Source organism: Neobacillus sp., assembly GCF_031988165.1.
Taxonomy (GTDB): domain Bacteria; phylum Bacillota; class Bacilli; order Bacillales; family Cytobacillaceae; genus Neobacillus; species Neobacillus rhizosphaerae.
In genome coordinates, this window is sequence record NZ_DALZYO010000015.1 from 19,205 (window position 1) to 46,104 (window position 26,900).

A 26,900-nucleotide genomic window follows, 5' to 3' on the forward strand; every position below is an offset into this window, starting at 1 on the left:
AAACGCCGGAGCTAACCGGCGTTTTTTACTGCTTATTGACCTCCGCCAAGCGGCATCATGAACGTAGTCCAATAGGTGAAGCCTGCGAAGAAAACTGTTAAATATCCTCCGAATACCCATAAGTACATTCGCTCAGAAAGTTTAAGATAGCTAAGCAGAACGAAGAATCCTGTTTGGGCTAAGAATAACATTGCGGTTTTATCCATACCACCTAGATAAAACATTACGGTAAAAATGCCCGTCCAGAAACCACATACTCTGAACATGCGATCCATATGTATCCCTCCTTTTACCCCATCGATACCATCATTACAATATTATAAAGTAAAAGGAGGTGTAATGTAAATAATGGTTTCGAATTAGTTTGTTACAAGTGCTTGATAAGAGCAAGTTTCACAGCCTGTAATCATATTTTCTTTTTCAATTAACTCAACAGTTTCGAAAAGAGCACCGAACATTCCTTTGAGAAACTCATGGTGCATACTGCAAACTGTTTCCGAATGATCCTCGGCCACCTCTTTAAATGGACAATTAAATATTTGGAAGTAGATTTTTGTTTTTTCACCGTTTGCTTCAAATTCAGGATAGAAACCTGCAAGGGTTGCAGCACTTTTTAATATCGTTAGCTTTTGATCGAATTCTAATTCCTCACCAAGTGATCTTTTTGCCATTTCCTGCTCAATCACTTCGGTACCAAACCGTTTACCTGTTAAGAAAAGTGCTTCCTTACCAACTTCACCAAGTGAAATCATCGTTTGAATAGCCACTTTGGACAAAAGCATGTAGTCACGGTACGGAAAATGCAGCTGAATAACGTCGTCAGACAGACGATATAATCGGCTTGGTCTTCCACCTTTACCCGTTTTCTTTGTTTCAGATGCTAACATGTTAACATCCTCAAGTTTTGATAGATGTAGTCTAGCTACATTCGGATGAATATTAAAATTTTCTGCTACCTCTTGTACGGTTACTTCTTGATGGCGTTTCGTAATGTATTGATAAATGTAGTATCGTGTTGGATCTGACAAAACGTTTGTAATTTTTAATGTTTGTTCCATCTCTATTCACCTCGGACCCCCATAATTTATTACATTATAATACAGCCGTAATAACAAAGGAATGAGGTTAACAATGTTAACACTATATGTTTAGAAAATGTTCACAATTACTGCCTTTATATTGTAACAATATTATAAAAATGATGTGTATTTTAAAAGGTTTGTGTTTGTTACCACTTGTTTTTTAGATTTAAAGAAAAAAAAGAAGCAAGTGTTGTCCGCTTCTTTAAACCTTCCGTCTTTTCTTAACTTCCCAATAGAGGATATAGGGGAGAATTCCGAACCAGCGATACCAAAAAGAAGCTCTTGCCTGTTTTCGTTCCGTACGGATTCGTTTTCTTTCATCTTTTGGCTGATCCGCATATTTAACAATGGTTTGGGTCATGTATTTTACATAGTCGTTTGTCTTCATGGACATCCACCTTTTTATGAAGGAGTATAATATTTATACTTCCACGCCGCTAAACGGGCACTTGCGCTTTTCTTATTGTCCAGCTCCATAAGAGTAAGCTTCGGAAGCAATACCTCGCACGAAGGAAAAGCGTTAGCTTTTTCGAGGAGTGCCCAGCGGCTAGTGTATTGGTCCTCTCCTCCTTACGATAAGTCAACATCGACTCGCTTACGCTCTTCGTGTTTCCTTTATCTCATGCGGAGCGGCCCAATCCATACGCCGCTAAACGGGCACTTGCGCTTTTCTTTCATTATGCCCATTATTTTTATTTCAATTCTACCCATTTTATTAATTTTTTGGTCCTTGTATCAAAAAATCCACGCCCGATGATTGCTTCATCAGATCGGAGGCGAAGGGTGAAATTGACCTTTTGAACATACCCAGTTGGGGTTTCGGCTTGGTAATCCATGTTTCCATTTACATAGGTAATTGTTCCTTTTGAAGGGATGGTTCCTCCAGTCTGAAATATCCCTTCAATTTTTTTTACAGAAGAAAGGAAATAATATTCCTGTTGTAAAATTACAGCTGTTTCATGTGCCATCTTTCTTTCGGTTAGTAATTGTTCAACGTGTAGTGAGAAAAATAATAGAAAAAGTAACAACAAGCACAAGGTAAGTGGATAGGTAAACCCCTTTTCATTATTTTTCATGGGACTGTATTCCAGTCGACTAATGAGTAGACTACTACCGAATATTCTTTTCCCCAGAGATCCGTGACATTTATCTTAACGGAATTATTTAAAAGAGTGAAGGAGTATTGTGATACATTTTGGAGGAGAATTTCATGTCCAGTGGAATTCACACGCCTTCTTAGGTTTGAACCATACTTCTCATATTGAATGGTTTCCGTATCCTTTGTTAAAATCAATCGGTTTGCGATTACTTGTGCCCGGGTGGACAGGCGAATTTCCTTTTTTATTTGGCTACAAAAAACTTCCCACTCCATTGCTTGTATTTGTGCATGCGAATCCTTATTGTTTAGGATAATTTGAAAAAAAGGTGTCATAAAGAAAATAATGATGGTAAAAATAGAAAAGGCAAATAACACCTCAAGGAGCGTAAAGGCTTTTTCATTCGAGCAAACCGCATATTTCGGTTTGGGGTAGAAAAGCATTTCTTTCAACTTTCACGCACACCTCCATTTGGCCAGCCGCTCGAGAATCTTTCCAGATGATTTTGTATTCCACTCGATTTTGTCTCAATGTGTAATTTACAAAAGTTTGATTTTCGATTAATTTTGCTTGTAATTCTTCATACATAATTTGCCGTGTCCTATTCTCGATTTCCAATTTTATCGATTGGCCCCTTAGCTCCATCAATAACGGGAGCAAAAACAAACTAAGCATAATCAAAGCTGATAATGACAGGAGCAGTTCGAGTAAAAAAAAACCTTTATTGTTCCGCAACATAGAACCGTCCCTTTCCGATCAAAAAAGTAATTTTATAGTTCCTCTTTTTTGTTTGGATAAAGAAGGAGCCAAACTTGTTTATATTCCCATCAATTAGGAATTTGAAATATAAGGGAATGGATCCTTCGGTGAGATAAATATTGGTTGAGTAATTTCTCTCGACAATCGGTGGCAGCTCTGTATCCAAAATCATATAGTACCTGTATTGACTTGGCACAAAAACAACAGAAACTTCATGCTGATGCGAGATTGCATAGTTTTGCGCATAATATAAATCTGCTTTTAGTTGGGTTAAAAAGGACTCATCTTCAATCATGGAGTGGTGTGGCTTTAAGGAGAAGACTGTTACCGAGGAAATAATCATAAATATCGATAGAACCACTAATGACTCAATTAATGTGAACCCCTTTTGATTGATAATCATTTTTCAACAGTTGTAACATTTCCCTCTAAATCAATTACTACTTCCTTACCGTTTGGACAACCTTTTGCATCTTCCTTTAGATATCCCTCTGTTTTAAGCTCCGCAAGTGTTGGAATCTTGTTCTTATCCATTTCATACGCTTGGACTTGAGCCTGAACCATTTTCACGTATGCCTGACAGCCTTTATTGTTGATATTTGAATTATGTTTGGCGACGTTCGGAATCGTAACAATTAACAAAACAGAAATAACAAGCATGACAATCAACATTTCGATTAATGTGAACCCCTTTTCATTATTCCTCTTTTTTAAATTCATTTTTTAAACCTCCATTTTTTAAATTCCATCCAATAGATGGAACATTGGTAGTAGTATTGCTAAATACATTGACACTACAAGAAATCCAATAAACAAATATAAAATAGGCTGGATGGTTTTGAAGTTTTTTTCAATCATTTCCTCCATATTCGTAACACAGTGCTTGCTGAAAAATAATAACTCCTGTTCTAATTTTCCATTTTCTTGTCCATGTTTGACAATCATCGGGAATTCTCTTTCAAAAAATGAAAAAGCGGCAAGGATGGTCTCCAATTTTTCTCCGGTTACAAGCTTATATTTAATTTCCTTTGCAAGCTTGCTGTAAAAAAGTTGTCGTTGGTTTTTTTCAAAGAGACTTAAGGCTTCAGAGACCGATATTCCACCGGATAAAAGGAAGCTGAGTTGAATGGAAAAGTAGTGGGTAAACAGTAATTTGAGGATCCTGCCTGCAATTGGAATGCGAACGAGTTGTGACCTTTGTTGAAGGACGGAGAGCTTACGAAATACAAAAAAATAATAGAATACCCCTATTAATAGGATAATCAGGACAGACTCGATCACAATTGGGAAATATTGATCAAACTTATTAATGACCTTTGTGAAAAAATTCTCTTCAAGACCGAGAGATGAAAAAAGGCTTGTAAACTTTGGCAGTAATGTGTTTTCCACGAAAACAAAAAGAAAGCCAGTTATCATTAGGAGCAGCATGGGATATTGCAGTAATTTTAAAAGCTTTCTTAAATCCTTATCCTTTAATAAGGCGAGTTCACTGCCCTCAAGTAAGGCGTCCGAAAAACTGCCATGCTGTTCGGCAAAATAAACATACCCAATTAGATCTTTTTGAAAACTAAGATTACTTAAGACATCATGAAAGGGTGAGCCATTTTTTAACTCTACTAAACAACGATTTAATTCCTCCTTTCGTTTCAAAGGTAATTGTAATGCTATGGATTCAATTGCTTCCGCAATTGGATATCCCCTTGCGAGTAATTCACCAGTTCTTTTCAAGAACCGGGCTTGTTCATTTACAGACCATTTATGACGTTTCATCATCATACACCAGCCGTTCATATTCCGATTCTTGAATGTATCCAAGTGCGATTCCCTTGTTAATCACTTCTTTAATCGTTCGGTAATGTGTTTCAATTTTTTCGCCCTTTGCTGCTTTCATGGCGCTGTTTAAACTCCGGCCTGATAATAACTCAAACACACTTGCCCGTTTCCATCTGCCGTAGGAATAACAACATGGGGAGCACTCTCTTCCGCAAAATGGACATGTAAGTTCTACTAGTCTTTGTGCGGTAACGGCAATCAATGTCTGCTCAACTTCTAGCCAATTCACGCCAAATTCACGGAGTCTGTAAACCGCACCCTTAGCATCCCGAGTATGCATTGTAGAGAGAACTAAATGGCCCGTTAAAGCGGCTCGAACAGCAATTTTCGCTGTTTCTGCATCCCGGATTTCACCGACCATTATGATGTCGGGGTCATGACGAAGAATCGCCTTAAGGCCTGCAGCATAGGTAACGCCCGCTTTTTCGTTGACTTGAACTTGCAGAACAGAGTCATAGTTTTTTTCGATTGGATCTTCGAGTGTGATGACATTGCGATGAAATAAGTGGGCCGTTTCATTTAATAGGGAGTAGAGGGTGGTCGTTTTACCGCTGCCAGTCGGCCCGGTGAAGATTATTAAACCATGAGCATGTTTGAGTAGGGCAAGTAGTTTTCGCGTCATTGCAGGGAATAATGAGAGCTGATGAAAAGGAATCTGTTCTTGTTGGGGTAAAAGCCGGATGACAAGGCTTTCTCTGTTGTTAGATGGGAGTGTCGAAAGTCTAAGGCCCATTAATTGACCGTTTACCTCGCAAAAAATGGCTCCGCTTTGGGGGCGTCGTCTTTCTCCGATATCCATATTGGCTGTGAATTTAAAATGTGAGATTAATCTGTCGCATTCATCTTTTGGAAGGGATAATCGAGGAATAAGCTTGTTGGTTAAACGGATCTGAATAAGTGTGTCGTTTTTCCTTGGAATAATGTGAATATCTGTTGCCTGATTTCGTGCCGCATCTGTGACAATCCTGTTTGCTAATATTTCAATTGCACTAACAATGGCAAACACCACCTTTTTATTTTGTCTTTGCTTACTATTCGACACGGTTCTATCTTTTCCTTCTTTATTTTTAAAATTTTTTTTACAAAGATATGGATAAGGGTGTCAGGCACCATGTGAAAATTTCCCATGGTGCCTGACACCCTTATTGTTTAAATGGCCTTTTCGGTTAAATAAAAGAGTCCGCCGTTAATAAATGAAATGATAATTTTGGGCTCATATTGTTCCTGGAGTGCCTTCTTTTCTGTCTCGTAGCTCTCATTTTCTTCTTCAACTTCTTCATAAAAACGATCTAAAAGTTGTAAATCCTTATCCCAGCGCTTTCTGGCATCTTCAGCCCATAAATGGTCTTCCTCTTCAATTACCGATTTAAGATAGTTTTCAATTCTTGACATCCCGCTTTTGGGCTTTACTAGTGGGGATAATGTAAAGGAATAATCCGGTATTTTAGGCGTCAGCGTTATTTGCTGGAGGCGGTCATGAAAATTCTCAACCATTTGACCATTAATCAGCTGTAAGCCGATGGATTTAAAAATATCACGCTTACGGTCACATTGATACGAAATTTTAACATTCATACACAGCCAAGGGAGCAACGGAGTTTGTTTGCAGTGCTGCTGATGATTTTCATACAGACGAATGTAACGAGATAAGTTTTTTGTCGAAGCAAAAATTTGATGCAGCCTTGGTGAGCCAAAATGAATAATTTCACCCTGTAGTTTCTCGGGAGCTGCCTCTTTATTGGTAATGAAGGTAAGTCTCATCGGGTTGGGATTCCCGCCGGTTTTCTCTAAATAATGCCAGTAAAAAGGGCGGTTCATCAACTCTTTATCAAGTTCAATCGTTAACTGAACTGTTAAATATTCAGAATGGTTTTCAAGGATGGGGCATTCATTGGCCTGAAAATAGCTCAAAAGAAAGTTATGAATTTCCTGTTGCTGCATGTGAATCTCCTTTCTTCATTTTCTAGCTCCAGCGCCTGATCAAGGCGCTGGAGCTTTTCTAATACCTTCTGCAAATTCAATCATTGACGATAAATTTTCCATTTTAATTCGCATTTCACCTTCTGATGCGGATTGTCCAAATATATCAAGTAAATGATCCTCGATATTGCCAAAATCTAACTTAGTTAAAATATCATCAAGCTCGCCAATCACTTTTTCAAATAAATGTATTTTTTCGTATAATAGCTTTAAGATATGTTCTTCGATCGTATTTTTTATCGCAAAATTATAGATCATCACATCCTTTTCCTGGCCGAGACGATGAATACGTCCGATTCGCTGTTCAAGTCGCATCGGATTCCATGGCAAGTCAAAGTTAATAATATGGTTACAAAACTGCAGGTTAATTCCCTCGCCGCCTGCTTCAGTCGCAATTAGAACCTGGGCATGCTTTTGGAATAATTCTCGCATCCAATCTTTCTTTCCGCGCTTAAACCCGCCGCGGAAAGGGACAGAAGAGATGCCGTGCTGCTTTAAAAACCATTGCAGATACATTTGTGTTGCTCGATATTCTGTAAAAATAATAACTTTGTCATTTACATTTTGAATTAATTCAAGCGCTTTTTCTGCTTTAGAATTTGACCCGACGGCTTCTACTTTTTTAAGCAAAAATTGGATTTGTTCATCGAAGGCTTTTGTTGGATTTTCTTTCTTTTGCAACATGTTTTTTAGGGTATAATAAACTGCCTCTCGGCTGCTGCACGCCTCACGCTGCAACGTCATCACAGAGAAAGCACTCGTCTGGACCCAGTCACCCTCACTTTTTAACTGAGTAATCGACTCGTAGAGATTTTTCTCTTGTGCTGTAAATTCGATGGGGATTGTTTCTACATGTCTTTTAGTCCATTCAATTCCCGTATCAGCCCGGCGGTTTCGAATCATGACCTTGTTCACTAATTCCTTTAAATGCTCATCATCATTTAAGGAACGGGCATCCCGTTGGTATTTTTCATAAAAGGCCGTCTCACTGCCTAAATGTCCTGGCTTTAACAGGGAGACAAGGTTGAAAATTTCCTCGATTCGATTTTGAATCGGTGTTGCAGTAAGCAGTAAACAAAATTTCTTTTTCAGGTTTTGGACAAATTCGTAGTTTTTCGTTTTATTGTTTTTCAGCTTATGGGCTTCATCGATAATAATAAGATCATAATCTTGTTTGTAAATAATGTCCCTGTGAGGATTACGTTTGGCCGTGTCGATAGAGGAAACAACAACATCACACTGCTCCCATACATAACTTTTTCTTTGTGTAACAGCTGGGATAAAAAATTTGCTATTCAGCTCGATGGCCCATTGTGTGACCAAGGAAGCAGGGACGAGGATTAATACCTTTTTCACTAGTCCGCGAATCATGTATTCTTTAAGAATTAAGCCTGCCTCGATTGTTTTACCTAGTCCAACTTCGTCGGCAAGAATAGCCTTGCCGTTCATATTTTCAATTACTTGTTTCGCCGTTTCAAGTTGGTGGGGAAGAGGAGTTAAATTAGATAAATGATTCGGCGCCTGTAAGCCCTCAAATTCAGGGACGACAAGGTGTTTTTCGACGCCGATTGCTAGTTTAAAAAGCTCCCAATTTCCCCATGGACCATCATTCTCAATTTTATGTAAAAAATCATCCTGCCACGAGGAATCAAATTCGATTAAAACCGACATCATTTCAGCTCCTTTTCTCATAAAAGCTATTGCTCAATATATTGTTTTAATGGTAGGATGATATTAGCTTTGAAAGTTTTAAATATTTTAATAAGGTAATTTATTTTAGAAGTATAATTAGTATGGCCAAATTGGATAATTTTATGAATGCGAATGACAACAAGGGGAGAGACTACCTTGGTAGCGCCGAAGGAGCAAGCAGATGATGTGAATCTCTCAGGCAAAAGAACTCTTGTTTGACGCAGCTCTGGAGAGTGCTCAGAAACTTTGAGCCACCAAAGGGGAAAGCCGTTTAGGTAAACTTTCAGGTGCAAGGACAGAGACCTTCTTATGTTACAAGGAAGGTTTCTGTCCTTTTTTATGCTTGTTTGCCTTGTTATCAAGTATCTAAATGTTTTTCTAAAAAGAACATTAGGATAACAATTTCCCTAATCAATGAATGGGTTCAATCTCTTTTAAAGAGTCTTTTTTTAAAAATAATGAAGATGTGAATGATTAAAGGGGGATTTAGGGTGACTGAATTAAAACGTACTCCGCTTTTTGAAGTGTATAAGGAATACGGTGGAAAAACGATTGATTTCGGAGGCTGGGAGCTGCCTGTCCAATTCTCAAGTATCAAGGAAGAACATGAAGCTGTCCGTACAAAGGCTGGATTGTTTGATGTTTCCCATATGGGAGAAGTAGAAGTAAAGGGTACTGACAGCTTAATCTACTTGCAAAAAATGATGACCAATGACATTTCCAAAATAAAAAATGGCGGTGCCCAGTACACAGCGATGTGCTATGGAAACGGCGGGACAGTCGATGACCTTCTTGTTTATAAAATCGAGGATCATCATTACCTGCTGGTTGTAAACGCATCTAATATTGAAAAGGATTATAAATGGCTAGAAGAACATTTAGCGGGTGACGTCCGTATCGAAAACCTATCTGAGAAAACAGCTCAGCTGGCAATTCAGGGACCTCTTGCTGAAAAAGTTCTACAAAAGCTTACAGATACGGATTTAAGTGGAATCGGCTTTTTCAAATTTCAACAAGAAGTAAATATAAATGGTAAAAAGACACTCGTTTCTAGAACGGGATATACAGGTGAAGATGGCTTTGAAGTTTATTGTGCAACCAATGAGGCTGTGGAACTTTGGAAGGCAATTTTAAAAGTAGGAGCAGAAGAAGGCATTGTGCCAGTTGGCTTAGGGGCACGCGACACCCTTCGTTTTGAAGCTAATTTAGCCCTTTACGGTCAGGAATTGTCAGCGGAGATTTCACCACTTGAAGCAGGTATTGGTTTTGCAGTGAAATTAAATAAGGAAGCTGATTTTATAGGGAAAGAAGCTCTAGTACAGCAAAAAGAAAACGGGCTGCCAAGGAAATTAGTTGGAATTGAAATGATTGACCGAGGCATCCCTCGTCATGGATACCCAGTTTATAAAGGTGAAGAACTTATTGGTGAAGTTACCACCGGAACACAGTCACCAACCTTAAAGAAGAATATCGGTCTTGCGCTGGTTAAGACAGAATTCGCTGGTCTTGAGTCAGTGCTGGAAGTTGAAATTCGTGGTAAACGCTTACGAGCTGCAGTAGTTCCAACACCTTTTTATAAAAGAGAAAAGAAATAACAGAAGGGAGTTAGGTTTATGAAACATCGCTATTTACCTATGACTGAACAAGATAAGAAGGCTATGCTTGAAACCATTGGTGTTTCTTCAATTGATGAACTGTTTAGCGATATCCCTGAGAAAGTAAGATTTAAGGGTGATTACAACATTAAAGCGGCGAAGTCCGAAACGGCGTTAATGAAAGAACTTTTTATGCTAGCGGACCGCAATGCCGATCTTAAAAGAAATGTATCTTTTCTAGGTGCTGGTGTTTATGACCATTACATGCCAGTAATCGTTGATCATGTGATATCACGTTCTGAATTTTATACAGCCTACACGCCGTACCAGCCGGAGATTTCCCAGGGTGAGCTCCAAGCGATTTTTGAATTCCAAACGATGATTTGCGAATTAACGGGAATGGATGTTGCTAACTCCTCGATGTATGATGGCGGAACGGCTCTTGCAGAGGCGGCAATGCTAAGTGCAGGTCACACAAAACGGAAAACCATCCTTGTTTCAAGTGCGGTTCATCCTGAGTATCGTGATGTCCTTAAAACATATGCAAAAGGACAATATCTAGAGGTAGTAGAAGTACCTGTAAAAGATGGAATTACGGATGTAGAAGTTTTAAAAGGATTAGTAAATGAGGATGTTGCAGCAGTTATTGTTCAATATCCAAACTTCTTCGGGAGAATTGAGCCGTTAAGAGAGGTTGAGGAAATCATCCATGCCAATAAAGGGATGTTTGTTGTTAGCAGCAATCCTTTATCCCTTGGGTTATTAACACCTCCAGGAAAATTTGGTGCAGATATTGTCATTGGGGATGCACAACCGTTCGGCATTGCGACTGCATTTGGTGGTCCTCACTGTGGATATTTTGCAGTAACCAACAAATTAATGCGGAAGGTGCCAGGGCGTCTTGTCGGCCAGACTGTTGATGATCAAGGACGTCGTGGTTTTGTTTTGACTCTCCAAGCACGTGAGCAGCATATTCGCCGTGAAAAAGCGACATCGAACATTTGTTCTAATCAAGCCCTAAATGCCCTAGCAGCTTCCGTTGCCATGACAGCTCTTGGTAAAAAAGGTGTCCGCGAAATGGCTGCCGCCAATTTACAAAAGGCTCATTATGCAAAAATTGCTTTTAAAGAAGCCGGTTTTGAAGTCGTTTATGATGGCCATTCCTTCAATGAATTTGTTGTCAAATTTAACAAACCGGTGAAAGAAGTCAATCAAAAGCTGTTACAAAAAGGTATCATCGGGGGCTATGATTTAGGACGGGACTATACAGAGCTGTCAAATCATATGCTGATTGCGGTAACAGAACAAAGGACGAAGGAAGAAATCGATACTTTAGTGAAAGAATTGGGGGATATGCATGCATAATCAAGACCAAGCACTCATTTTTGAATCTAGTACACCTGGCCGAATTGGATACAGTCTCCCTGAAATGGATGTACAAGAATTAGATTTGCTTAGCCTTCTTCCAGAGGGGTATTTACGAGAGGAAGAAGCCAATCTTCCAGAGGTTTCTGAACTTGATATCATGCGCCACTATACCGCCCTATCAAAAAGAAACCATGGCCTAGACTCAGGATTTTATCCATTAGGCTCTTGTACGATGAAATACAATCCGAAAATAAATGAAAATGTCGCTCGCTTTAATGGCTTTGCCCATGTGCATCCGCTACAGGACGAAAGCTCTGTCCAAGGCGCTCTTGAGCTTTTATACGATCTACAGCAGCATTTAATTGAGATTACTGGAATGGACGAAGTGACATTACAGCCAGCGGCAGGCGCACACGGGGAATGGACAGGATTGATGCTAATCCGTGCCTTCCATGAAGCAAACGGTGATTTGAACCGCACGAAGGTCATCGTTCCTGATTCTGCCCACGGAACAAACCCTGCCTCTGCTACCATCGCAGGTTTTGATACAATTACGGTAAAATCAACAGACCAAGGTCTTGTTGACCTTGAGGATTTAAGAAGAGTTGTGGGTGAGGATACAGCGGCGCTAATGTTAACCAACCCAAATACGCTTGGATTATTTGAAGAACATATTCTTGAAATTGCCGAAATAGTCCACGATGCAGGCGGTAAAATATATTATGATGGAGCGAACTTAAATGCTGTTCTCTCAAAAGCCCGACCAGGTGATATGGGCTTTGACGTGGTCCACTTAAATCTTCATAAAACCTTTACTGGCCCTCATGGCGGCGGTGGCCCTGGTTCAGGTCCTGTTGGGGTTAAGGCTGACCTTATTCCTTTTCTGCCGAAACCGATTATTTCGAAGCGTGGCGATGAGTTTGTGCTAGATTATGATCGTCCACAATCAATCGGTCGCGTGAAGCCGTTTTATGGAAACTTTGGTATTAACGTCCGTGCTTACACGTACATCCGTTCCATGGGCCCTGATGGTCTAAAGGCAGTAACGGAGTATGCGGTATTAAATGCAAACTATATGATGAGAAGATTGGCTGAACATTTCGATTTACCATTTGATAAACATTGTAAGCACGAATTTGTTCTCAGTGGAAAACGCCAGAAAAAATTAGGTGTCCGCACATTGGATATCGCGAAACGTCTGCTTGACTTCGGCTATCATCCGCCAACCATTTACTTCCCACTAAATGTGGAAGAATGTATCATGATTGAGCCGACAGAAACAGAATCCAAAGAGACGCTTGATTCTTTCGTCGATATTATGATTCAAATTGCCAAAGAAGCAGAAGAAAATCCTGAGGTCGTTCAAGAGGCGCCACATACGACGGTTGTCGGTCGCTTGGATGAAACAACTGCAGCAAGGAAACCAATTTTGAAATATCAAAAGGCTTAATTAATGGAAAAGGTCAGATTCGAAGTGTGAATCTGACTTTTTCTATTGTGGAAGTGGTTTGGTTTTTTGGGATAATTGGTAAAAAATGTTTAAAAAGCCAATATTGCGAAAAAATGAGCCAATAATGATAAATTTTGAGCCAAACCATTCGAAAACTTGAAGCCGAAAATCGATAAATCTGAGCCATTAATGGTGAAAAATGAGCCAAAAGAATTTTTCGCAACAATAAAAGGCTCCGAAACGCACCCGGAACCTTAAATTTATCTATTATTTCTTTGCTTTTACTTTACCTGACCATTTCTTGAAACCGCCTTGCAACTGGGTAAGGTCTTTATAGCCTTTTTTGTGTAAAAATTGTGCCGCACGTGCGCTCCGCATCCCGCTTTGGCAATACAAATAAACAGGCATATCGTTGCGAATTTCCTTCATGCGCATTTTCATTTGTGACATGGGGATATTACGTGCTCCTAAAATATGGCCGCCATCGAACTCATTCGCTTCTCGAACATCTATTAGCTGTGCCTTTCTGTATCCCGCACGGAACTCTTCTTCTGAAACCGTTTTAACAATCCTTTTTTGATAGAAATAGGTGAAAACGGAGTAGATGATAACTGCTGCGATAATAATTAATAAGACATAAAGTGAACTCAACTTCTTTTTGCTCCTTTCAAGCTTTCTTGCACTAGTTTTTATTATATAAGCCATTTCCATAAAGATAAAGATGAATGCAAAAAATCTTTTATATTTGGCATAATAAAATTATACCAGAAACGTCACGTTTTGAATTCCTATTAGATTTTGGTAGACTAAAAATCGTATTAAACTACATCAGAATGAGGTTTTTGCATGAAAAAAGAAGTTTGGCGTTTTATTGACACAGGAAACAGTTCACCATCTTTTAATATGGCGTTAGATGAAGCGTTACTTGATTGGCATAGTGAGGGAAAGTTTCCTCCAGTGATTCGCTTTTATGGATGGAATCCAGCTACATTATCTATTGGCTATTTCCAAAAGGTTGAAAAGGAAATTGATATGGATGCCGTTAAGGCTCACGGACTTGGCTTTGTTAGAAGACCAACAGGCGGACGTGGCGTCCTCCATGAACACGAACTTACCTATAGTGTGATAGTTTCGGAAGAGCATCCAGAAATGCCAAAGTCCGTTACAGAGGCTTACAGAGTAATTTCTGAAGGGATTCTAAAAGGGTTTCACCATTTAGGACTTGAGGCGTATTTTGCGGTACCAAAAACTGCAGAAGAACGTGATGCGTTGAAAAATCCTCGCTCCGCTGTTTGCTTTGATGCTCCGAGCTGGTATGAACTTGTGGTTGAAGGCCGGAAGGTGGCAGGAAGTGCTCAGACGCGACAAAAAGGTGTCATTCTCCAGCATGGGTCGATTCTATTGGATTTAGATGAAGACAAGCTGTTTAGTTTATTCAAATATTCAAATGAGCGGGTCAAGGAGCGGATGCAGAAGGCCTTTAAGGACAAGGCGGTCGCCATTAATGCCATTAGTACGAAGCGGATCACACTCGAGGAAGCAAAAGAGGCTTTTAATAAAGGTTTTGCTGAAGGGCTGAATATTGAGCTTGAACACTATCAATTAGCAGATGAAGAATTGGAATACGTTCAAAAGTTAGCAAAAGAGCGATATGAAAGTGATGAGTGGAATTTTAAAAGATAAATTGGAAAAGCGGTGATTGCCGCTTTTTTGCTTTTACATCTTTTTAAAAAAAGAGGCAACCTGCGAAATTTGTTAAAATATCGTATATTTTAGCCAAAAACGTATAAAAGCTATCATTCTCTCTAAAATATAGATTTTTTTAGGTTTGACAAAACTTATGTTTTTTGCGTCGACCACAATATGTAGTGGTGTCGAAAAAAATCCAAACACTATATATTGATTTTTCCTGTTCATCTATGATAAATTATGTTTATTAAGACAGCTTGTTGCAGCAAAACTTACTAGGATCTTACACAAGCTTGAGATTTTATTTTTTGAAGGAGTTGTTCTAATGTCTGTAGTTTTTAGACAAAAAATGAATATTGATTTTGAAAGGTTGAATGAGGATATCCACTTATTCCCCCAGGTACACCCAGTAACCCCAGATATGAAAATAACTCACAAGGGTGTTTCGCGTTTGGTTATGTTGGACCGCTACACCTTTAAAGACACGGCAAAAATTACCCTGACAAATGGCGACTTTGTTGTTCTAACAATTAAAGAGGATCCAAAATTTCCAGCACGCGGCCTCGGTACCATTATGGAAATTGACTGGGAGAAGAAAAACGCTAAGGTTTTGGTTGAAGAGGAATTTAGAGCTGTGCTCGATGACCCAGAAGAAGCAAGAACAGGCTATATTTGGCGGTCACTTGATGTCATTGAAAAACCGTTAGAGCTTTTCTACGAGCAAATTGCGAAGCGGAATGCAACTGGTCTAGCATCGGTGGAAAAAACGGAAGAGAAGCGAATCGAGTGGTTTGAAAAGTTTTATCAAGAGCTTGTAACCCTGAATTTTATTCCTGCTGGCCGTGTTCTTTATGGGGCAGGGGCAAATACCGATGTTACATTTTTTAATTGTTACGTTATGCCTTTTGTTCCAGACTCACGTGAAGGAATCTCTGATCATCGGAAGCAGGTTATGGAGATTATGAGCCGCGGTGGCGGTGTTGGAACCAATGGTTCGACATTAAGACCACGAAATACCTTAGCAAGAGGCGTAAACGGAAAATCATCTGGTTCGGTTTCATGGCTGGATGATATCGCGAAATTGACGCATTTGGTTGAGCAAGGTGGCTCCAGACGCGGAGCGCAAATGATAATGCTAGCGGATTGAAAAAAAGTGACAATAAATGTAATCTTTGGTATGATTTAATTAGAATGTATGTTCTTCCTCAGAGGAGGTCAATCATGTTAAATCTTACTAAAGAGTTACTTTATCAAAGGTATATAATTGAGAATCAAACTATTCAGGAGATTTCTAAGGATACGGGGTATACAAAATCAACTATTAAGGGACGTCTAAGAAGATTAGGAATTAGGAAAAAGGAGTTATGCTTAGGAGACAACCTATATGATAATAAAGATTGGTTATTTGACCAATATATAGTACAGAAAAAAGGGTATACGGTAATAGCAAATGCACTAAATGTAAGCTATACAACAATCTTAGATAGGATTCTATATTTTGGATGGGAAATAAGAGGTCATAACGATATCGATAAAGGTGCACCTAGAAGAGGGAAGAAGCATTCCCAAAAGTCCATTCAAAAAATAAAAAATACCAGAATAAAAAATAGGATATTTTTTAAATGTAATAATTGTGGAGAGGAAATAGAAAAAGTTTTCTCTGCTTATAGTAAAAGCCAGAAAAGCTTTTGTAGTTACAATTGTTATATTGAATATCTTAAAAAGAATCGGGTTGAAACTGAAGATATTACAGACTCCGCAGAATATAAAGAATGGCGGAAAAAAGTCTATATTCGTGACAACTACAAATGTAAAATGCCTGGTTGTTCTTCTAATTCTAAGCAAATAGCAGCCCATCATATATACCCTAAAAAACTATATCCTGAAAAACAGTTTGATGTATCAAATGGAATAACTCTTTGTAAAAAGTGCCATGAGAAAACCTTTGGGAAAGAAACCATTTTTATTGATGCACTAGTCCGCGTCGTTCAGAAAATGAGCGACTAGAAAATCGGGTGAATTGCAGGGAAATCCTTAGAGACTTGCAAGCTACAACGTGACTGGAAACGGTGAGCGTGAATGCTATAAAAATTGTAAGTATTGGAAAATCTGCAGCCAAGCGTCATAGGGCATTGGTTATGGCGAAGGTCCAACGACTAGAGAGTGAGTCCCAACAATAAACTCTCACAAGCGCCCGGCCCCTAACAGAGTATTGCTGAGGGTGATGATATAGTCTAGTCCGTCTGCTAACGAATAAGCAGAGTAAATATCCTGAAAAGGACGGTATACACGTGGCATCCAGACATTATTGAATTTATTATTTCTAAGATGCAAAATCCTAGAATTTTACGATTCTTGATTGAAAATACAAATGATGAAACGATTAAAAAACATGCGAAGGATAAACTAAAATTCACACCGCTATCCTTACAGGAAACAGCTATGTACCAGGGAATTGTGAATTACAAAAATATTCCCGGCTTAGGTGGATTTGATGAATTTATCATTGCTGATGCTGAAGAAAAATTATTAACCGGCGGTAGCTACACTGTTCAAAATCCAGAATTCCTCACTGGCGCAAACATTTCCGTATGTTTAACAAAGGAATTTATGGAAGCTGTCGAAAATGATAGTGAATATGAACTTCGGTTTCCATATGTTGAACATTACAATGAAGAGGAAATGAAAATTTACAATGAAGAATGGCAGCAGGTCGGTGATGTCCGTGAATGGGAAAAACGTGGTCACAAAGTGCGTGTTTATAAGAAATTCAAGGCTAAAGAGCTTTGGAACTTAATCAATATTTGCGCTACCTACTCAGCTGAGCCAGGAATATTCTTCATCGATAACGCCAATGACATGACAAATGCCAAAGCTTATGGGCAACAAGTAGTGGCTACAAACCCTTGTGGTGAACAACCTCTTGCACCTTTTTCTGTGTGCAACCTTGCGGCGGTTAATCTCGCGGAAATGGCTGATAAGGAAACAAAAACGGTTGATTTTGAAAAACTCAAACAAACTGTCACTATAGGAGTAAGGATGCAAGATAACGTAATCAACGCTACACCATACTTCCTTGAAGAAAACAAAAAGCAAGCACTAGGTGAGCGGCGCGTGGGGCTCGGAGTTATGGGTCTTCACGATTTACTTATCTACTGTGAAACAGAGTACGGCTCACCAGAAGGAAACAAATTAATTGATCAAGTATTTGAAACAATTGCTACCACAGCATATAGAACATCTGTCGAATTAGCTAAAGAAAAGGGTAGCTTTCCATTCTTAACTGGAGAATCACAGGAAGACACCAATCGATTGCGACAAGCTTTCATTGACACAGGCTTTATGAAAAAAATGCCTGATGATGTCCGACAAGCGATTTTAGAAAATGGAATAAGAAATTCACATTTGCTAACTGTTGCTCCAACGGGATCCACTGGGACCATGGTTGGGGTTTCCACTGGACTAGAGCCTTATTTCTCATTCTCTTATTTCCGTAGTGGACGTCTTGGTAAATTTATCGAGGTAAAAGCAGATATTGTTCAAGAATATTTAGACCAGCACCCTGAAGCGGATCCAGACAATCTACCTAACTGGTTTGTTGCAGCAATGGAACTGGCACCAGAAGCACATGCAGACGTTCAATGTGTGATTCAGCGTTGGATTGACAGTTCAATCAGTAAAACCGTCAATGCACCAAAAGGATATAGTGTCGAACAGGTAGAAAAAGTTTACGAGCGCCTATACCGAGGCAATGCTAAAGGCGGTACTGTTTATGTAGATGGATCTCGTGACACTCAGGTTTTAACACTTAAAGCTGAGGAAAACACAAACGAACAATTATCAATATTTGAGGAAAAACCAAAGCAACATGTTGTACTAGTTGACACGATCAGCGACCTACGTTCAACCGATGTAACAATTGGCTCTGAGATTGGGAATACATGTCCTGTCTGCCGCAAAGGAAAAGTAAAAGAAATTGGCGGTTGTAATACATGTACAAATTGTGGTGCCCAATTAAGATGTGGTTTATAGATGAAATAAACGGGGATGGAGATTCATTTTTCCATCCTCTTTTCTATATTAAAAAAGACAAGTAGAAGGGGTCACAACTTCTGTGAACTATATCGAAATAGTTTTTTAATCGAACTGTAATCTTACTGTGACGTCCTTGTTATTCTTTCCTTGTATAGTATGAGTATCAAAGCAAATCACTTCAAGGGGGAATAACATTATGCTAAAAAAATTCATCTTTGCACTTGCAATCACAATTGGACTTAGCTCAGTGTTTGCCACTACGGGTGAAAAAGCAGAAGCGGCCTACTATCATACAAAAGCAATCTCAGTTGCAAAAGCAAATCTCGGTGTTCCATATCGATGGGGCGGAATAACACCGAGTGGCTTCGACTGCTCAGGTCTTGTTAAATATTCATTCGGTAAAGCTGGGAAGGTATTGCCACGTACGGCATCCGACATGTTCTACACAAAAGGGTATCGTGTAGGTTCATTACAGGCTGGAGACTTAATGTTCTTTGCACCAAATAAAGCAAGTAAACCAACACATGTTGCCATGTATATTGGAGCCGGTAAGATGATTATGGCATCATCGTCAAAAGGTGTTATCGTTACCTACACTTCTAACAGCTATTGGAAGCCAAAATATATTGGCGCAAAACGTATTTAAATAGTAATAGACCGTTAGAGTATCAGTACCTCCTGATGCTCTTTTTTTGTACCCCAAAAAAATGGGACCTGGTACTTTGGAAATTAACGACTATTATTGGAACAATCCCATTTCTCCACACTTTCTGCATTTTATTATGCTATCGTCATTCTATTAATAAAAAGTTTTGGGTGATTATATGTATAGCTTACTAAGTGAAATAAGTTCTATCCTAAGTAAACCGTTTTTTAATTTGGCCAATAATTTAGAATCCTGGCCTATTATTTTTGCGTTACTATTAGGACTTGTGGGAGCACTTGCACCATGTCAGCTTACTGGCAATATCAGCGCAGTTACGTTGTATGGAAACAGTTCCATTCAAACGAAAATTGTGTGGAAGGATGTTTTCTGTTTCACATTGGGGAAAGTAGTTGCATTCTCTTTATTAGGTGGATTAGTATGGTTGTTGGGCAAAGGGATTGAACAGAATCTAACGCTATATTTTCCCTGGATGCGGAAGATTATGGGTCCCATCTTAATCCTTGTGGGATTGTATATGTTAGGCTTAATAAAATTGAAAGGGACTGTCAATTTATTTAAGTGGTCCAAGGATTACAAGCAGGAAAATCGATTTGGTTCCTTTATGCTTGGACTTAGTTTTTCTCTAGCTTTTTGTCCGACAATGTTTATCCTATTTTTTGTCACATTAATGCCGGCCGTGTTGTCAAGCCCCTATGGATTTATACTCCCATCCATATTTGCTCTTGGAACGGCCTTACCACTTTTAATTATCATTTTCATTATTTGGTATCTTGGTGGGAGTGGTGTGTTAATGAAAAAGGGAAGAAAATTTGGTACCTTTGTTCAACGGTTAGCCGGCATTTTTATGCTACTCTTAGGAATATTTGACACATTAACATATTGGTCTCTATGATTGAATAAAAAGCAAAGTCCCTAATGTACAACTCATACTCCATACATGCCTATCTCTTCATGAAGGGATAAGAGATCATAGTATTTAAGACCTTAAAATTGCCTAGTTGGCATTTTAATGATGTGGATTGCACCAATCAAATAAATGGAGGGGGTTAATATGGTCATTCAATCTAATATGTCGCCAAAAGCTATAGTTGAAGTTTGGGAAAACACAGTAGATGTATTTAATAAGTATAAAGTGCCACTAACGGAAGAAATACTAGAAACATTTGTTGAAGCTGATATCCTTGGAACGCTGCTTAAAGAAATAAATACCATTGTTGGTAGTTCCACTGTTACTTGTGTAGAAGGCGGCTGACAAATGCCAACAAAAAAGGAATAGGATATTCCTTATCACAAAATAAAACTACTGAAATATAGTAAAGAAAGCACTGACTTATCAGTGCTTTCTTTGCCTTTGGAATTGGAATCGGATGCAAACGTTGTACCTATTTAAGTTTAACTTGTGAACAAAAATGGAAAACGGAAAAAATAATTGTAAAAAATAAAAATGATCTCTTTACATAGGGTAGGGGGGTATAGTAAAATGAATATGAAAAAGCATACCACAATTACAATAGAATCAAATTTTATGTTGAAAGGGTGTTTATTTATGGAAAAGGTAACGCTAAACGTACAAGGAATGTCTTGCAATCATTGTGTGAATGCAGTAGAAGGAAGTGTAGGTGGACTAACCGGTATTCATACTGTTAAAGTAAATCTAAAAGCTGCTACTGTTGATGTCGAATTTAATCCTCAACAGGTTTCATTGGAAAAAATAAAAGAAACGATAGATGACCAAGGTTTCGACGTGAAATAAATAGGTAAAAGACGTGCTAATTGCTAGCACGTTCTTTTTACAATAATATATACCTATATGGGGTATAAGGAGTTGGCTTTTATGAGTCAAAGCTTAAAAGAGACAAATTTGCAAATTTCTGGGATGACTTGCGCAGCATGTGCGACAAGAATTGAAAAAGGTCTTAATAAACTTACAGGTGTCGAGTCAGCTACGGTAAATCTTGCATTGGAAAAATCCGCAATCAAGTATGATCCAGAAAAAATAAATGCGGAGGAGATCGAACAAAAAATCAAGGATTTAGGATATGATGTTGTCACAGAAAAGGCAGAGTTTGATATTACCGGAATGACTTGTGCTGCCTGTTCAGCAAGAATTGAAAAAGGACTAAATAAGTTAAATGGCGTAGTCAAGGCAAATGTGAATTTGGCACTTGAAAAAGCAACAGTCGAGTTTAACGGCTCCATGCTCACGACTTCTGAAGTTATTAAAAAAGTAGAAGGCCTTGGTTATGGTGCACGAATTAAAGAAGATTCGAAAGATACGAGCGACCATCGGCAAAAAGAAATTGCCAAACAAACGAAAAAGTTTATTTTTTCGGCGATTCTGTCCTTTCCCCTGCTATGGGCGATGGTTGGCCATTTTTCGTTTACCTCTTTTATTTGGGTTCCTGAAATATTTATGAATCCTTGGTTCCAGTTACTTTTGGCTACTCCCGTTCAGGTTATAATTGGCGGCCAATTTTATATTGGTGCCTATAAAGCACTTAAAAATAAGAGTGCCAATATGGATGTACTCGTTGCTTTAGGTACCTCAGCAGCCTATTTTTACAGCCTATATTTATCCATGATGACCCTAAGTGAAAGTGCTCCCAAAGTTGATCTCTACTATGAGACAAGTGCTGTTCTTATTACCTTGATTATTTTAGGAAAGCTTTTTGAAGCGAAAGCAAAAGGGCGTTCTTCAGAAGCAATCAAAAAATTGATGGGTCTACAAGCTAAGACTGCAACGGTGGAACGTGGATGTATAGAACAGGAAATTCCACTTGAGGAAGTAGTCGTTGGCGATATCCTTCATATTAAACCTGGTGAAAAGATTCCAGTTGACGGAATAATTGTTGAAGGTCAATCAGCTATTGATGAATCCATGTTAACCGGTGAAAGTGTCCCAGTAGATAAAAAAATTGCGGATGACGTGATCGGTGCAACCCTTAATAAAAATGGTTTCCTAAAAGTCCAAGCAACAAAAGTCGGCAGGGATACTGCTTTAGCACAGATCATTAAAGTAGTAGAAGAAGCACAAGGCTCCAAGGCCCCTATTCAACGTCTTGCTGATAAAATTTCTGGTGTATTTGTCCCAATCGTGGTAGCTCTTGCTGTTATTGTTTTTATCATTTGGTATGTTTGGGCAGCTCCTGGAAATTTCGCAGAGGCACTAGAAAAAATGATTGCTGTCCTTGTCATTGCCTGTCCGTGTGCCTTAGGTTTAGCGACTCCAACTTCCATTATGGCCGGTTCCGGTCGTGCTGCCGAATATGGAATCTTGTTTAAAGGTGGAGAGCATTTGGAGATGACCCACCGAATCACCACAATTGTCCTCGATAAAACAGGTACGGTTACAAACGGAACTCCTGTTTTAACAGATATTTTCCCAGCCAAATCATGGTTAGAGGAAGAATTTTTAGCATTAGTAGGTTCTGCCGAAAAGCAATCGGAACACCCGCTTGCAGAGGCAATTGTTAAAGGCATTAAAGAAAAAGGGATTCCAATGAAGGATGTTTCAGAATTTGAAGCCATACCTGGCTACGGAATAAAAGCAGTTATTGATGGAAATGAAGTTTTAGTCGGTACCAAAAAATTAATGAACATGTATAACGTGGGTGTAGCGACTGCCCTGAAAAAAATGTTTGAATTAGAAACGGTAGGAAAAACAGCTATGCTTGCTGCAATAAATGGTCAGTACGCGGGTACGGTAGCAGTTGCCGATACCATTAAAGGAACGTCAAAAATGGCGATAAGACGTCTGAAAAAAATGGGATTAGATGTCATAATGATCACAGGGGATAATCAGCAAACGGCAAAGGCCATTGCAGTACAAGCAGGGATTGAACAAGTAATAGCGGAGGTTCTTCCTGAAGGAAAGGCTGATGAAATCAGAAAACTGCAAGCTGAAGGAAAAAAAGTTGCTATGGTCGGTGATGGAATTAACGATGCCCCAGCGCTTGCTGTGGCAGATATTGGAATGGCAATTGGTACTGGAACCGATGTTGCAATGGAAGCAGCCGATATAACGCTTATTCGTGGGGACTTGAATAGTATTGCCGATGCTATTTTCATGAGTAAAAGAACGATTACAAATATTAAGCAGAATCTTTTCTGGGCTCTAGCGTATAATTCGCTTGGTATTCCAGTCGCAGCCCTCGGATTACTTGCCCCATGGCTTGCCGGTGCTGCAATGGCGTTCAGTTCTGTCTCTGTTGTCCTTAATGCATTGCGACTACAAAAAGTAAAATTGTAATTTGGTTAACAACGAGGATTGGAAATTTCCTTCTCCTAAGCTATCAATCTAATTAAAAAATTTTATTCCTGTCCGCCGTACTATTTTCGCAATAAGTTGCTTAAAGATGTAACAATGAGTTCATCTTAAGGAGAGTCTGCCATGAAAATAGACGGCGTTTTTTCTGGAGGAGGAGTAAAGGGGATTGCTCTAATCGGAGCCTACGAAGAAATTGAAAGCAGGGGGTTACAGTTTGTAAGGGTCGCTGGAACAAGTGCAGGGTCTATCGTTGCCGCGTTTATTGCAGCTGGTTACACGAGTAAAGAAATTTTTCAATTGGTCGATGAGCTTGATCTTTCTAAATTGCTAGATGCCCGTAAAACAGTCATTCCTTTTCCGATTGCTAAATGGCTGTTTGTCTATTGGAAGCTGGGACTATATAAAGGAAATGAACTTGAAAAATGGATTAAGGAGAAGCTCGAAGCAAAGGGCTTAAGAACCTTCTCAGATTTGCCTCCCCAAACACTACGAGTGATTGCTTCAGACCTTTCTAATGGACAAATGGTCGTTCTACCTGATGATTTACGAAAATATGGAATCTCACCTGGTTCCTTTCCGATTGCAAAGGCAATCAGGATGAGTTGCAGTATACCTTATTTTTTTGAACCAGTTAAAATCCGATCAATGGATGGATGGAACATCATAGTGGACGGCGGGGTTCTAAGTAATTTCCCGATGTGGCTTTTTGATACGGAAAATGTTCAAAAGGAGAGACCCGTACTTGGCATCAAATTAAGCTCAAGTGAGTATGAACATGAAAAACATAAAATAAAAAATGCTATTCAATTATTTGCTGCCTTGTTTGAGACGATGAAGGATGCCCATGACTCAAGGTATATATCCAAAAGGCATGTAAAGAACATCATCTTTATCCCTGCGGAAGGTGTGCTAACAACCGAATTTCATTTAACAGAAGAAAAGAAGAAAAAACTTTTTGAGGTAGGCAGAGCTCAAGCAAAAAAGTTTTTGCAGAACTGGAGTTATTAATGAAAAAGGGAAAAAAACATAAAAAAATCGAGAGTCTAAAAGGACGCTCGATTTTTCTTTTTGCCCTTTTTGCCGTCAATTACTTTTAAATGAGAGGGAGATTTCTTTTTTGTCTTGCTGCTTTTCTTTAATGTTGTTAACGTCCCAAGAGAGGAGCTTTTAACAGTAGTATCTCCACTCTTTTGCTGCAATCGTTTTTTTGACTTTTTTGCTGCTTTAAGAAATGCCCGCTGCTCTTTTCTTTGAGGGCTGGAATGTAAAAACTTCCGAACAAGGAAATAAATGGCGAATCCGATTATTACAATGCCAGCTAATTTCTGAATGAAACCGGCAGGATTAACTGTAAATTGACTAAAAAGGCCAATAAGGGCAAGAATAATAAGTCCCCAGACAACAAAAACGGATGTCCGATTTTTCAAGAAAGCCACCTCCCTAAGAGCATCTTAAGCATTTTTATTATCTTTTAAACACTTACAAACAAAGATTTAAACAATTTCTTCATTATCCATTTCGTACTCCGTTTGTTTTTCCCTTTTTAACAACTCATTAAAGGAAAGAATTGCCACTTCTACTTGGTCGTTATTAGGCTCTTTCGTCGTTAATAGCTGTAGCCAAAGTCCCGGAAGCCCTAAATACTTTAGCACGGGAATATCTCTGAGCTTATTCGTAATTTGCAGGACTTCAAAAGCAATTCCTAGCACAACCGGTATTAATAGAAGACGATCTACGACCCTTAACCAAAGGGGAGTTGTTGGTACTAGCAAATAGACAAAAACACCAACGATGACTGTAAAAAGGATGAAACTGCTTCCACAGCGATAATGCAGGCGGGAATGGGCTTGAACATTTTCAACGGTCAATTCAACTCCAGCTTCATAGGTATTTATTACTTTATGCTCAGCACCGTGATATTGAAACACTTTTTTTATAAGCGGGGTAAGTGAGACAAAGTAGATATAACTTAGGAGAAGTAGAAGTTTAAAGAAGCCTTCCACTAAAACCTGAGCAAAATCCGATGGGAAAATTGGTTTTGTTAGCACTGCTAAGAAAACTGGAATTAACGTGAACGCAAATTTTCCAAATAAGAAGGAAATTACCCCAATCACAGCTACTCCTAAGTACATGGTCAACTTGGAGACTTCTTTTTCTTTTATCGTTTCATCATCTTTTGGATCAACATCAAATCTTTCTGTAGAAAAATTTAAATGTTTGGACCCATTTGCACTTGCTTCAATAATCGCAATAATTCCGCGAATAAACGGAATTTTTTTCAAGATAGTAAAATAAGGATTAGTCTTACGGGGCAGATGAAAGTATTCAACAGAGCGATCTTTTCTACGAACCGCAGTCACATAATGATGTTTGCCACCAAACATAACTCCTTCAACGACCGCTTGGCCACCATAAACGGGTTTTTGAGAATTGGACATATTTTTTACACCAGCCTAATCAAAAGTTGCACAATAGCAGAAAATGATAAAATCTGTTTGTACTTACAAGTATTCTACTAGAAAAATGAAAAAACCTCTAGGAATGACATAATAATTCCATTTAAATAATAATTTTTTTTTATATGTAAGGATTGAACTTCTAAGGGCATAATAGGATGGAATTTGCTATAGTGATTTCCTTTTTAGATGAAAAGCATGAAAAAGCCAGGGATATGATAAGAGTACAAATAGAGAATACGGAGGTTGTTTATATGTCATACGAACAGAAACCAACAAATTATCCGAAGCCCATGTCTTTTTCTGTTATGGTTTTTTGGACAGGTTTATTTGGAGGGGTTTTTTGGGGAATTATTGGCTATTTGGCCTACTATTTTAATTTTACAGAAATTCGCCCTGATGTCATACTAGAACCATGGATGCTGGGTGATTGGAAAAAAGGGTGGCAGGGAATAGTTCTATCAATTATATTAATTGGTGTGTTATCTATCATCGTTGCGTTTGTTTATTATGCAGTTTTAAGAAAATTCAAAGGTTTTTGGTTTGGACTAGGATTTGGAGTCATCCTATTCTTATTGGTGTTTTTTATTCTCAATCCTCTGTTTCCCGGAATAAAACCGTTGGCTGATTTAAACAGGGATACAATTATTACTTCGATTTGTTTATATATCGTATATGGAATTTTCATTGGTTATTCCATTAATTATGAGTATCAAATTAATAATGTACAAGTGAAAGAGGCTTCAACCTAAGTTCGGATTAGTCGGAATTGTCAGGTTGTGATAAAATATTTTTATCCTTAAGTGAATTAGAAATGGAGAGTGGAGACTAATGGAAAAAATAGATAAATTGAGATCGGATTTTTCGGAACAAGGAATTGATGGGATTCTGATAACGAGCCCTTTTAACCGCCGCTACATCTCTAACTTT

Annotated in this window: 28 protein-coding genes, 2 pseudogenes and 1 riboswitch; of the genes and pseudogenes, 15 read left to right on the forward strand and 15 right to left on the reverse strand. The window is 38.7% G+C overall.

The window, feature by feature from the left end:
• Window positions 1–32 precede the first annotated feature (32 nt).
• From RTR43_RS10695 to RTR43_RS10745, 12 genes are all read right to left on the reverse strand, one after another.
• The gene (locus RTR43_RS10695; protein WP_248735663.1) at window positions 33–275 is read right to left on the reverse strand and encodes a DUF2626 domain-containing protein; all 243 of its coding nucleotides are present in this window, start codon (window positions 273–275) and stop codon (window positions 33–35) included.
• An 84-nt stretch (window positions 276–359) separates the two neighbouring features.
• The gene (locus RTR43_RS10700; RefSeq protein ID WP_248735662.1) at window positions 360–1,058 is read right to left on the reverse strand and encodes a helix-turn-helix transcriptional regulator; all 699 of its coding nucleotides are present in this window, start codon (window positions 1,056–1,058) and stop codon (window positions 360–362) included.
• 226 nt (window positions 1,059–1,284) lie between these two features.
• Window positions 1,285–1,470 (reverse strand): YqzE family protein, encoded by a 186-nt coding sequence (locus tag RTR43_RS10705; RefSeq protein WP_248735661.1) that lies wholly within the window; start codon window positions 1,468–1,470, stop codon window positions 1,285–1,287.
• Window positions 1,471–1,774: 304 nt separating this feature from the next.
• Window positions 1,775–2,158 (reverse strand): competence type IV pilus minor pilin ComGG, encoded by a 384-nt coding sequence (comGG, locus tag RTR43_RS10710; RefSeq protein ID WP_312471747.1) that lies wholly within the window; start codon window positions 2,156–2,158, stop codon window positions 1,775–1,777.
• Window positions 2,155–2,622 (reverse strand): competence type IV pilus minor pilin ComGF, encoded by a 468-nt coding sequence (comGF, locus tag RTR43_RS10715; RefSeq protein ID WP_312471924.1) that lies wholly within the window; start codon window positions 2,620–2,622, stop codon window positions 2,155–2,157. The genes comGG and comGF overlap by 4 nt, the downstream gene beginning before the upstream one ends.
• The gene (comGE, locus tag RTR43_RS25645) at window positions 2,579–2,917 is read right to left on the reverse strand and encodes a competence type IV pilus minor pilin ComGE (RefSeq protein ID WP_396954561.1); all 339 of its coding nucleotides are present in this window, start codon (window positions 2,915–2,917) and stop codon (window positions 2,579–2,581) included. The genes comGF and comGE overlap by 44 nt, the downstream gene beginning before the upstream one ends.
• The gene (gene comGD / locus RTR43_RS10720) at window positions 2,901–3,341 is read right to left on the reverse strand and encodes a competence type IV pilus minor pilin ComGD (protein WP_312471749.1); all 441 of its coding nucleotides are present in this window, start codon (window positions 3,339–3,341) and stop codon (window positions 2,901–2,903) included. The genes comGE and comGD overlap by 17 nt, the downstream gene beginning before the upstream one ends.
• Complete coding sequence (comGC, locus tag RTR43_RS10725; protein ID WP_312471750.1) at window positions 3,338–3,658, reverse strand: competence type IV pilus major pilin ComGC; 321 nt, start codon at window positions 3,656–3,658, stop codon at window positions 3,338–3,340. Before comGC ends, comGD begins: the two co-directional genes overlap by 4 nt.
• An 18-nt stretch (window positions 3,659–3,676) precedes the next feature.
• A complete protein-coding gene (gene comGB, locus RTR43_RS10730; RefSeq protein WP_312471752.1) occupies window positions 3,677–4,753 on the reverse strand; it encodes a competence type IV pilus assembly protein ComGB in 1,077 nt (358 codons plus the stop codon).
• Window positions 4,695–5,813: a competence type IV pilus ATPase ComGA gene (gene comGA, locus RTR43_RS10735; RefSeq protein ID WP_312471754.1), complete on the reverse strand. Its 1,119-nt coding sequence runs from the start codon at window positions 5,811–5,813 to the stop codon at window positions 4,695–4,697. The genes comGB and comGA overlap by 59 nt, the downstream gene beginning before the upstream one ends.
• A gap of 107 nt (window positions 5,814–5,920) precedes the next feature.
• Window positions 5,921–6,712 (reverse strand): YqhG family protein, encoded by a 792-nt coding sequence (locus tag RTR43_RS10740; RefSeq protein ID WP_312471755.1) that lies wholly within the window; start codon window positions 6,710–6,712, stop codon window positions 5,921–5,923.
• Window positions 6,713–6,751: 39 nt separating this feature from the next.
• Entirely contained in the window at window positions 6,752–8,422 is a 1,671-nt protein-coding gene (locus tag RTR43_RS10745) for a DEAD/DEAH box helicase (RefSeq protein WP_312471926.1), read from the reverse strand.
• 153 nt (window positions 8,423–8,575) lie between these two features.
• Window positions 8,576–8,664: riboswitch (glycine riboswitch) on the forward strand.
• A gap of 270 nt (window positions 8,665–8,934) precedes the next feature.
• Between RTR43_RS10745 and gcvT the strand changes: the two genes are divergently transcribed.
• From gcvT to gcvPB, 3 genes are read left to right on the forward strand one after another with little or no spacing between them, the layout of a single operon-like run.
• Window positions 8,935–10,038, forward strand: a complete 1,104-nt coding sequence (gcvT, locus tag RTR43_RS10750; protein ID WP_312471756.1) for a glycine cleavage system aminomethyltransferase GcvT — start codon at window positions 8,935–8,937, stop codon at window positions 10,036–10,038.
• A gap of 18 nt (window positions 10,039–10,056) precedes the next feature.
• The gene (gcvPA, locus tag RTR43_RS10755; RefSeq protein WP_312471757.1) at window positions 10,057–11,403 is read left to right on the forward strand and encodes an aminomethyl-transferring glycine dehydrogenase subunit GcvPA; all 1,347 of its coding nucleotides are present in this window, start codon (window positions 10,057–10,059) and stop codon (window positions 11,401–11,403) included.
• Window positions 11,396–12,856, forward strand: coding sequence for an aminomethyl-transferring glycine dehydrogenase subunit GcvPB (gene gcvPB / locus RTR43_RS10760; RefSeq protein WP_312471758.1), 1,461 nt, complete (start codon window positions 11,396–11,398; stop codon window positions 12,854–12,856). Before gcvPA ends, gcvPB begins: the two co-directional genes overlap by 8 nt.
• A 267-nt stretch (window positions 12,857–13,123) precedes the next feature.
• On the opposite strand, the gene RTR43_RS10765 is transcribed toward gcvPB, so the two are convergent.
• Complete coding sequence (locus RTR43_RS10765; protein WP_312471759.1) at window positions 13,124–13,507, reverse strand: rhodanese-like domain-containing protein; 384 nt, start codon at window positions 13,505–13,507, stop codon at window positions 13,124–13,126.
• Between the two features lie 195 nt (window positions 13,508–13,702).
• Here RTR43_RS10765 and RTR43_RS10770 point away from each other — a divergent pair, with 195 nt between their 5' ends.
• From RTR43_RS10770 to RTR43_RS10815, 10 genes and pseudogenes are all read left to right on the forward strand, one after another.
• Window positions 13,703–14,539: a lipoate--protein ligase family protein gene (locus RTR43_RS10770; RefSeq protein WP_312471760.1), complete on the forward strand. Its 837-nt coding sequence runs from the start codon at window positions 13,703–13,705 to the stop codon at window positions 14,537–14,539.
• Between the two features lie 331 nt (window positions 14,540–14,870).
• Window positions 14,871–15,689: pseudogene (locus RTR43_RS10775) on the forward strand (ribonucleotide reductase N-terminal alpha domain-containing protein); the annotation flags it as partial.
• 77 nt (window positions 15,690–15,766) lie between these two features.
• Entirely contained in the window at window positions 15,767–16,552 is a 786-nt protein-coding gene (locus RTR43_RS10780; protein ID WP_312471761.1) for an HNH endonuclease, read from the forward strand.
• 285 nt (window positions 16,553–16,837) lie between these two features.
• Window positions 16,838–18,577: pseudogene (locus tag RTR43_RS10785) on the forward strand (vitamin B12-dependent ribonucleotide reductase); the annotation flags it as partial.
• 199 nt (window positions 18,578–18,776) lie between these two features.
• A complete protein-coding gene (locus tag RTR43_RS10790) occupies window positions 18,777–19,226 on the forward strand; it encodes a C40 family peptidase (RefSeq protein WP_312471762.1) in 450 nt (149 codons plus the stop codon).
• Between the two features lie 178 nt (window positions 19,227–19,404).
• Window positions 19,405–20,139, forward strand: a complete 735-nt coding sequence (locus RTR43_RS10795) for an urease accessory protein UreH domain-containing protein (protein ID WP_312471764.1) — start codon at window positions 19,405–19,407, stop codon at window positions 20,137–20,139.
• Window positions 20,140–20,298: 159 nt separating this feature from the next.
• Complete coding sequence (locus tag RTR43_RS10800) at window positions 20,299–20,499, forward strand: hypothetical protein (RefSeq protein ID WP_312471765.1); 201 nt, start codon at window positions 20,299–20,301, stop codon at window positions 20,497–20,499.
• Between the two features lie 294 nt (window positions 20,500–20,793).
• Window positions 20,794–21,000: a copper chaperone CopZ gene (copZ, locus tag RTR43_RS10805; protein WP_248735540.1), complete on the forward strand. Its 207-nt coding sequence runs from the start codon at window positions 20,794–20,796 to the stop codon at window positions 20,998–21,000.
• Between the two features lie 81 nt (window positions 21,001–21,081).
• Entirely contained in the window at window positions 21,082–23,496 is a 2,415-nt protein-coding gene (locus RTR43_RS10810) for a heavy metal translocating P-type ATPase (protein ID WP_312471766.1), read from the forward strand.
• Between the two features lie 141 nt (window positions 23,497–23,637).
• Window positions 23,638–24,522: a patatin-like phospholipase family protein gene (locus tag RTR43_RS10815; protein ID WP_312471768.1), complete on the forward strand. Its 885-nt coding sequence runs from the start codon at window positions 23,638–23,640 to the stop codon at window positions 24,520–24,522.
• Window positions 24,523–24,557: 35 nt separating this feature from the next.
• Here the strand turns inward: RTR43_RS10815 and RTR43_RS10820 are convergent, their stop codons facing one another.
• Window positions 24,558–24,950: an SA1362 family protein gene (locus tag RTR43_RS10820; RefSeq protein ID WP_312471770.1), complete on the reverse strand. Its 393-nt coding sequence runs from the start codon at window positions 24,948–24,950 to the stop codon at window positions 24,558–24,560.
• A gap of 57 nt (window positions 24,951–25,007) precedes the next feature.
• Window positions 25,008–25,952, reverse strand: coding sequence for a DUF1385 domain-containing protein (locus RTR43_RS10825; protein WP_312471772.1), 945 nt, complete (start codon window positions 25,950–25,952; stop codon window positions 25,008–25,010).
• 272 nt (window positions 25,953–26,224) lie between these two features.
• Between RTR43_RS10825 and RTR43_RS10830 the strand changes: the two genes are divergently transcribed.
• Window positions 26,225–26,722 carry a YqhR family membrane protein gene (locus tag RTR43_RS10830; protein WP_312471928.1) on the forward strand — a complete coding sequence of 166 codons (498 nt, stop codon included), beginning with the start codon at window positions 26,225–26,227 and terminating at the stop codon, window positions 26,720–26,722.
• Window positions 26,723–26,801: 79 nt separating this feature from the next.
• Window positions 26,802–26,900 (forward strand): aminopeptidase P family N-terminal domain-containing protein (locus tag RTR43_RS10835; RefSeq protein ID WP_312471930.1); only part of this gene is annotated, 99 nt, incomplete at its 3' end.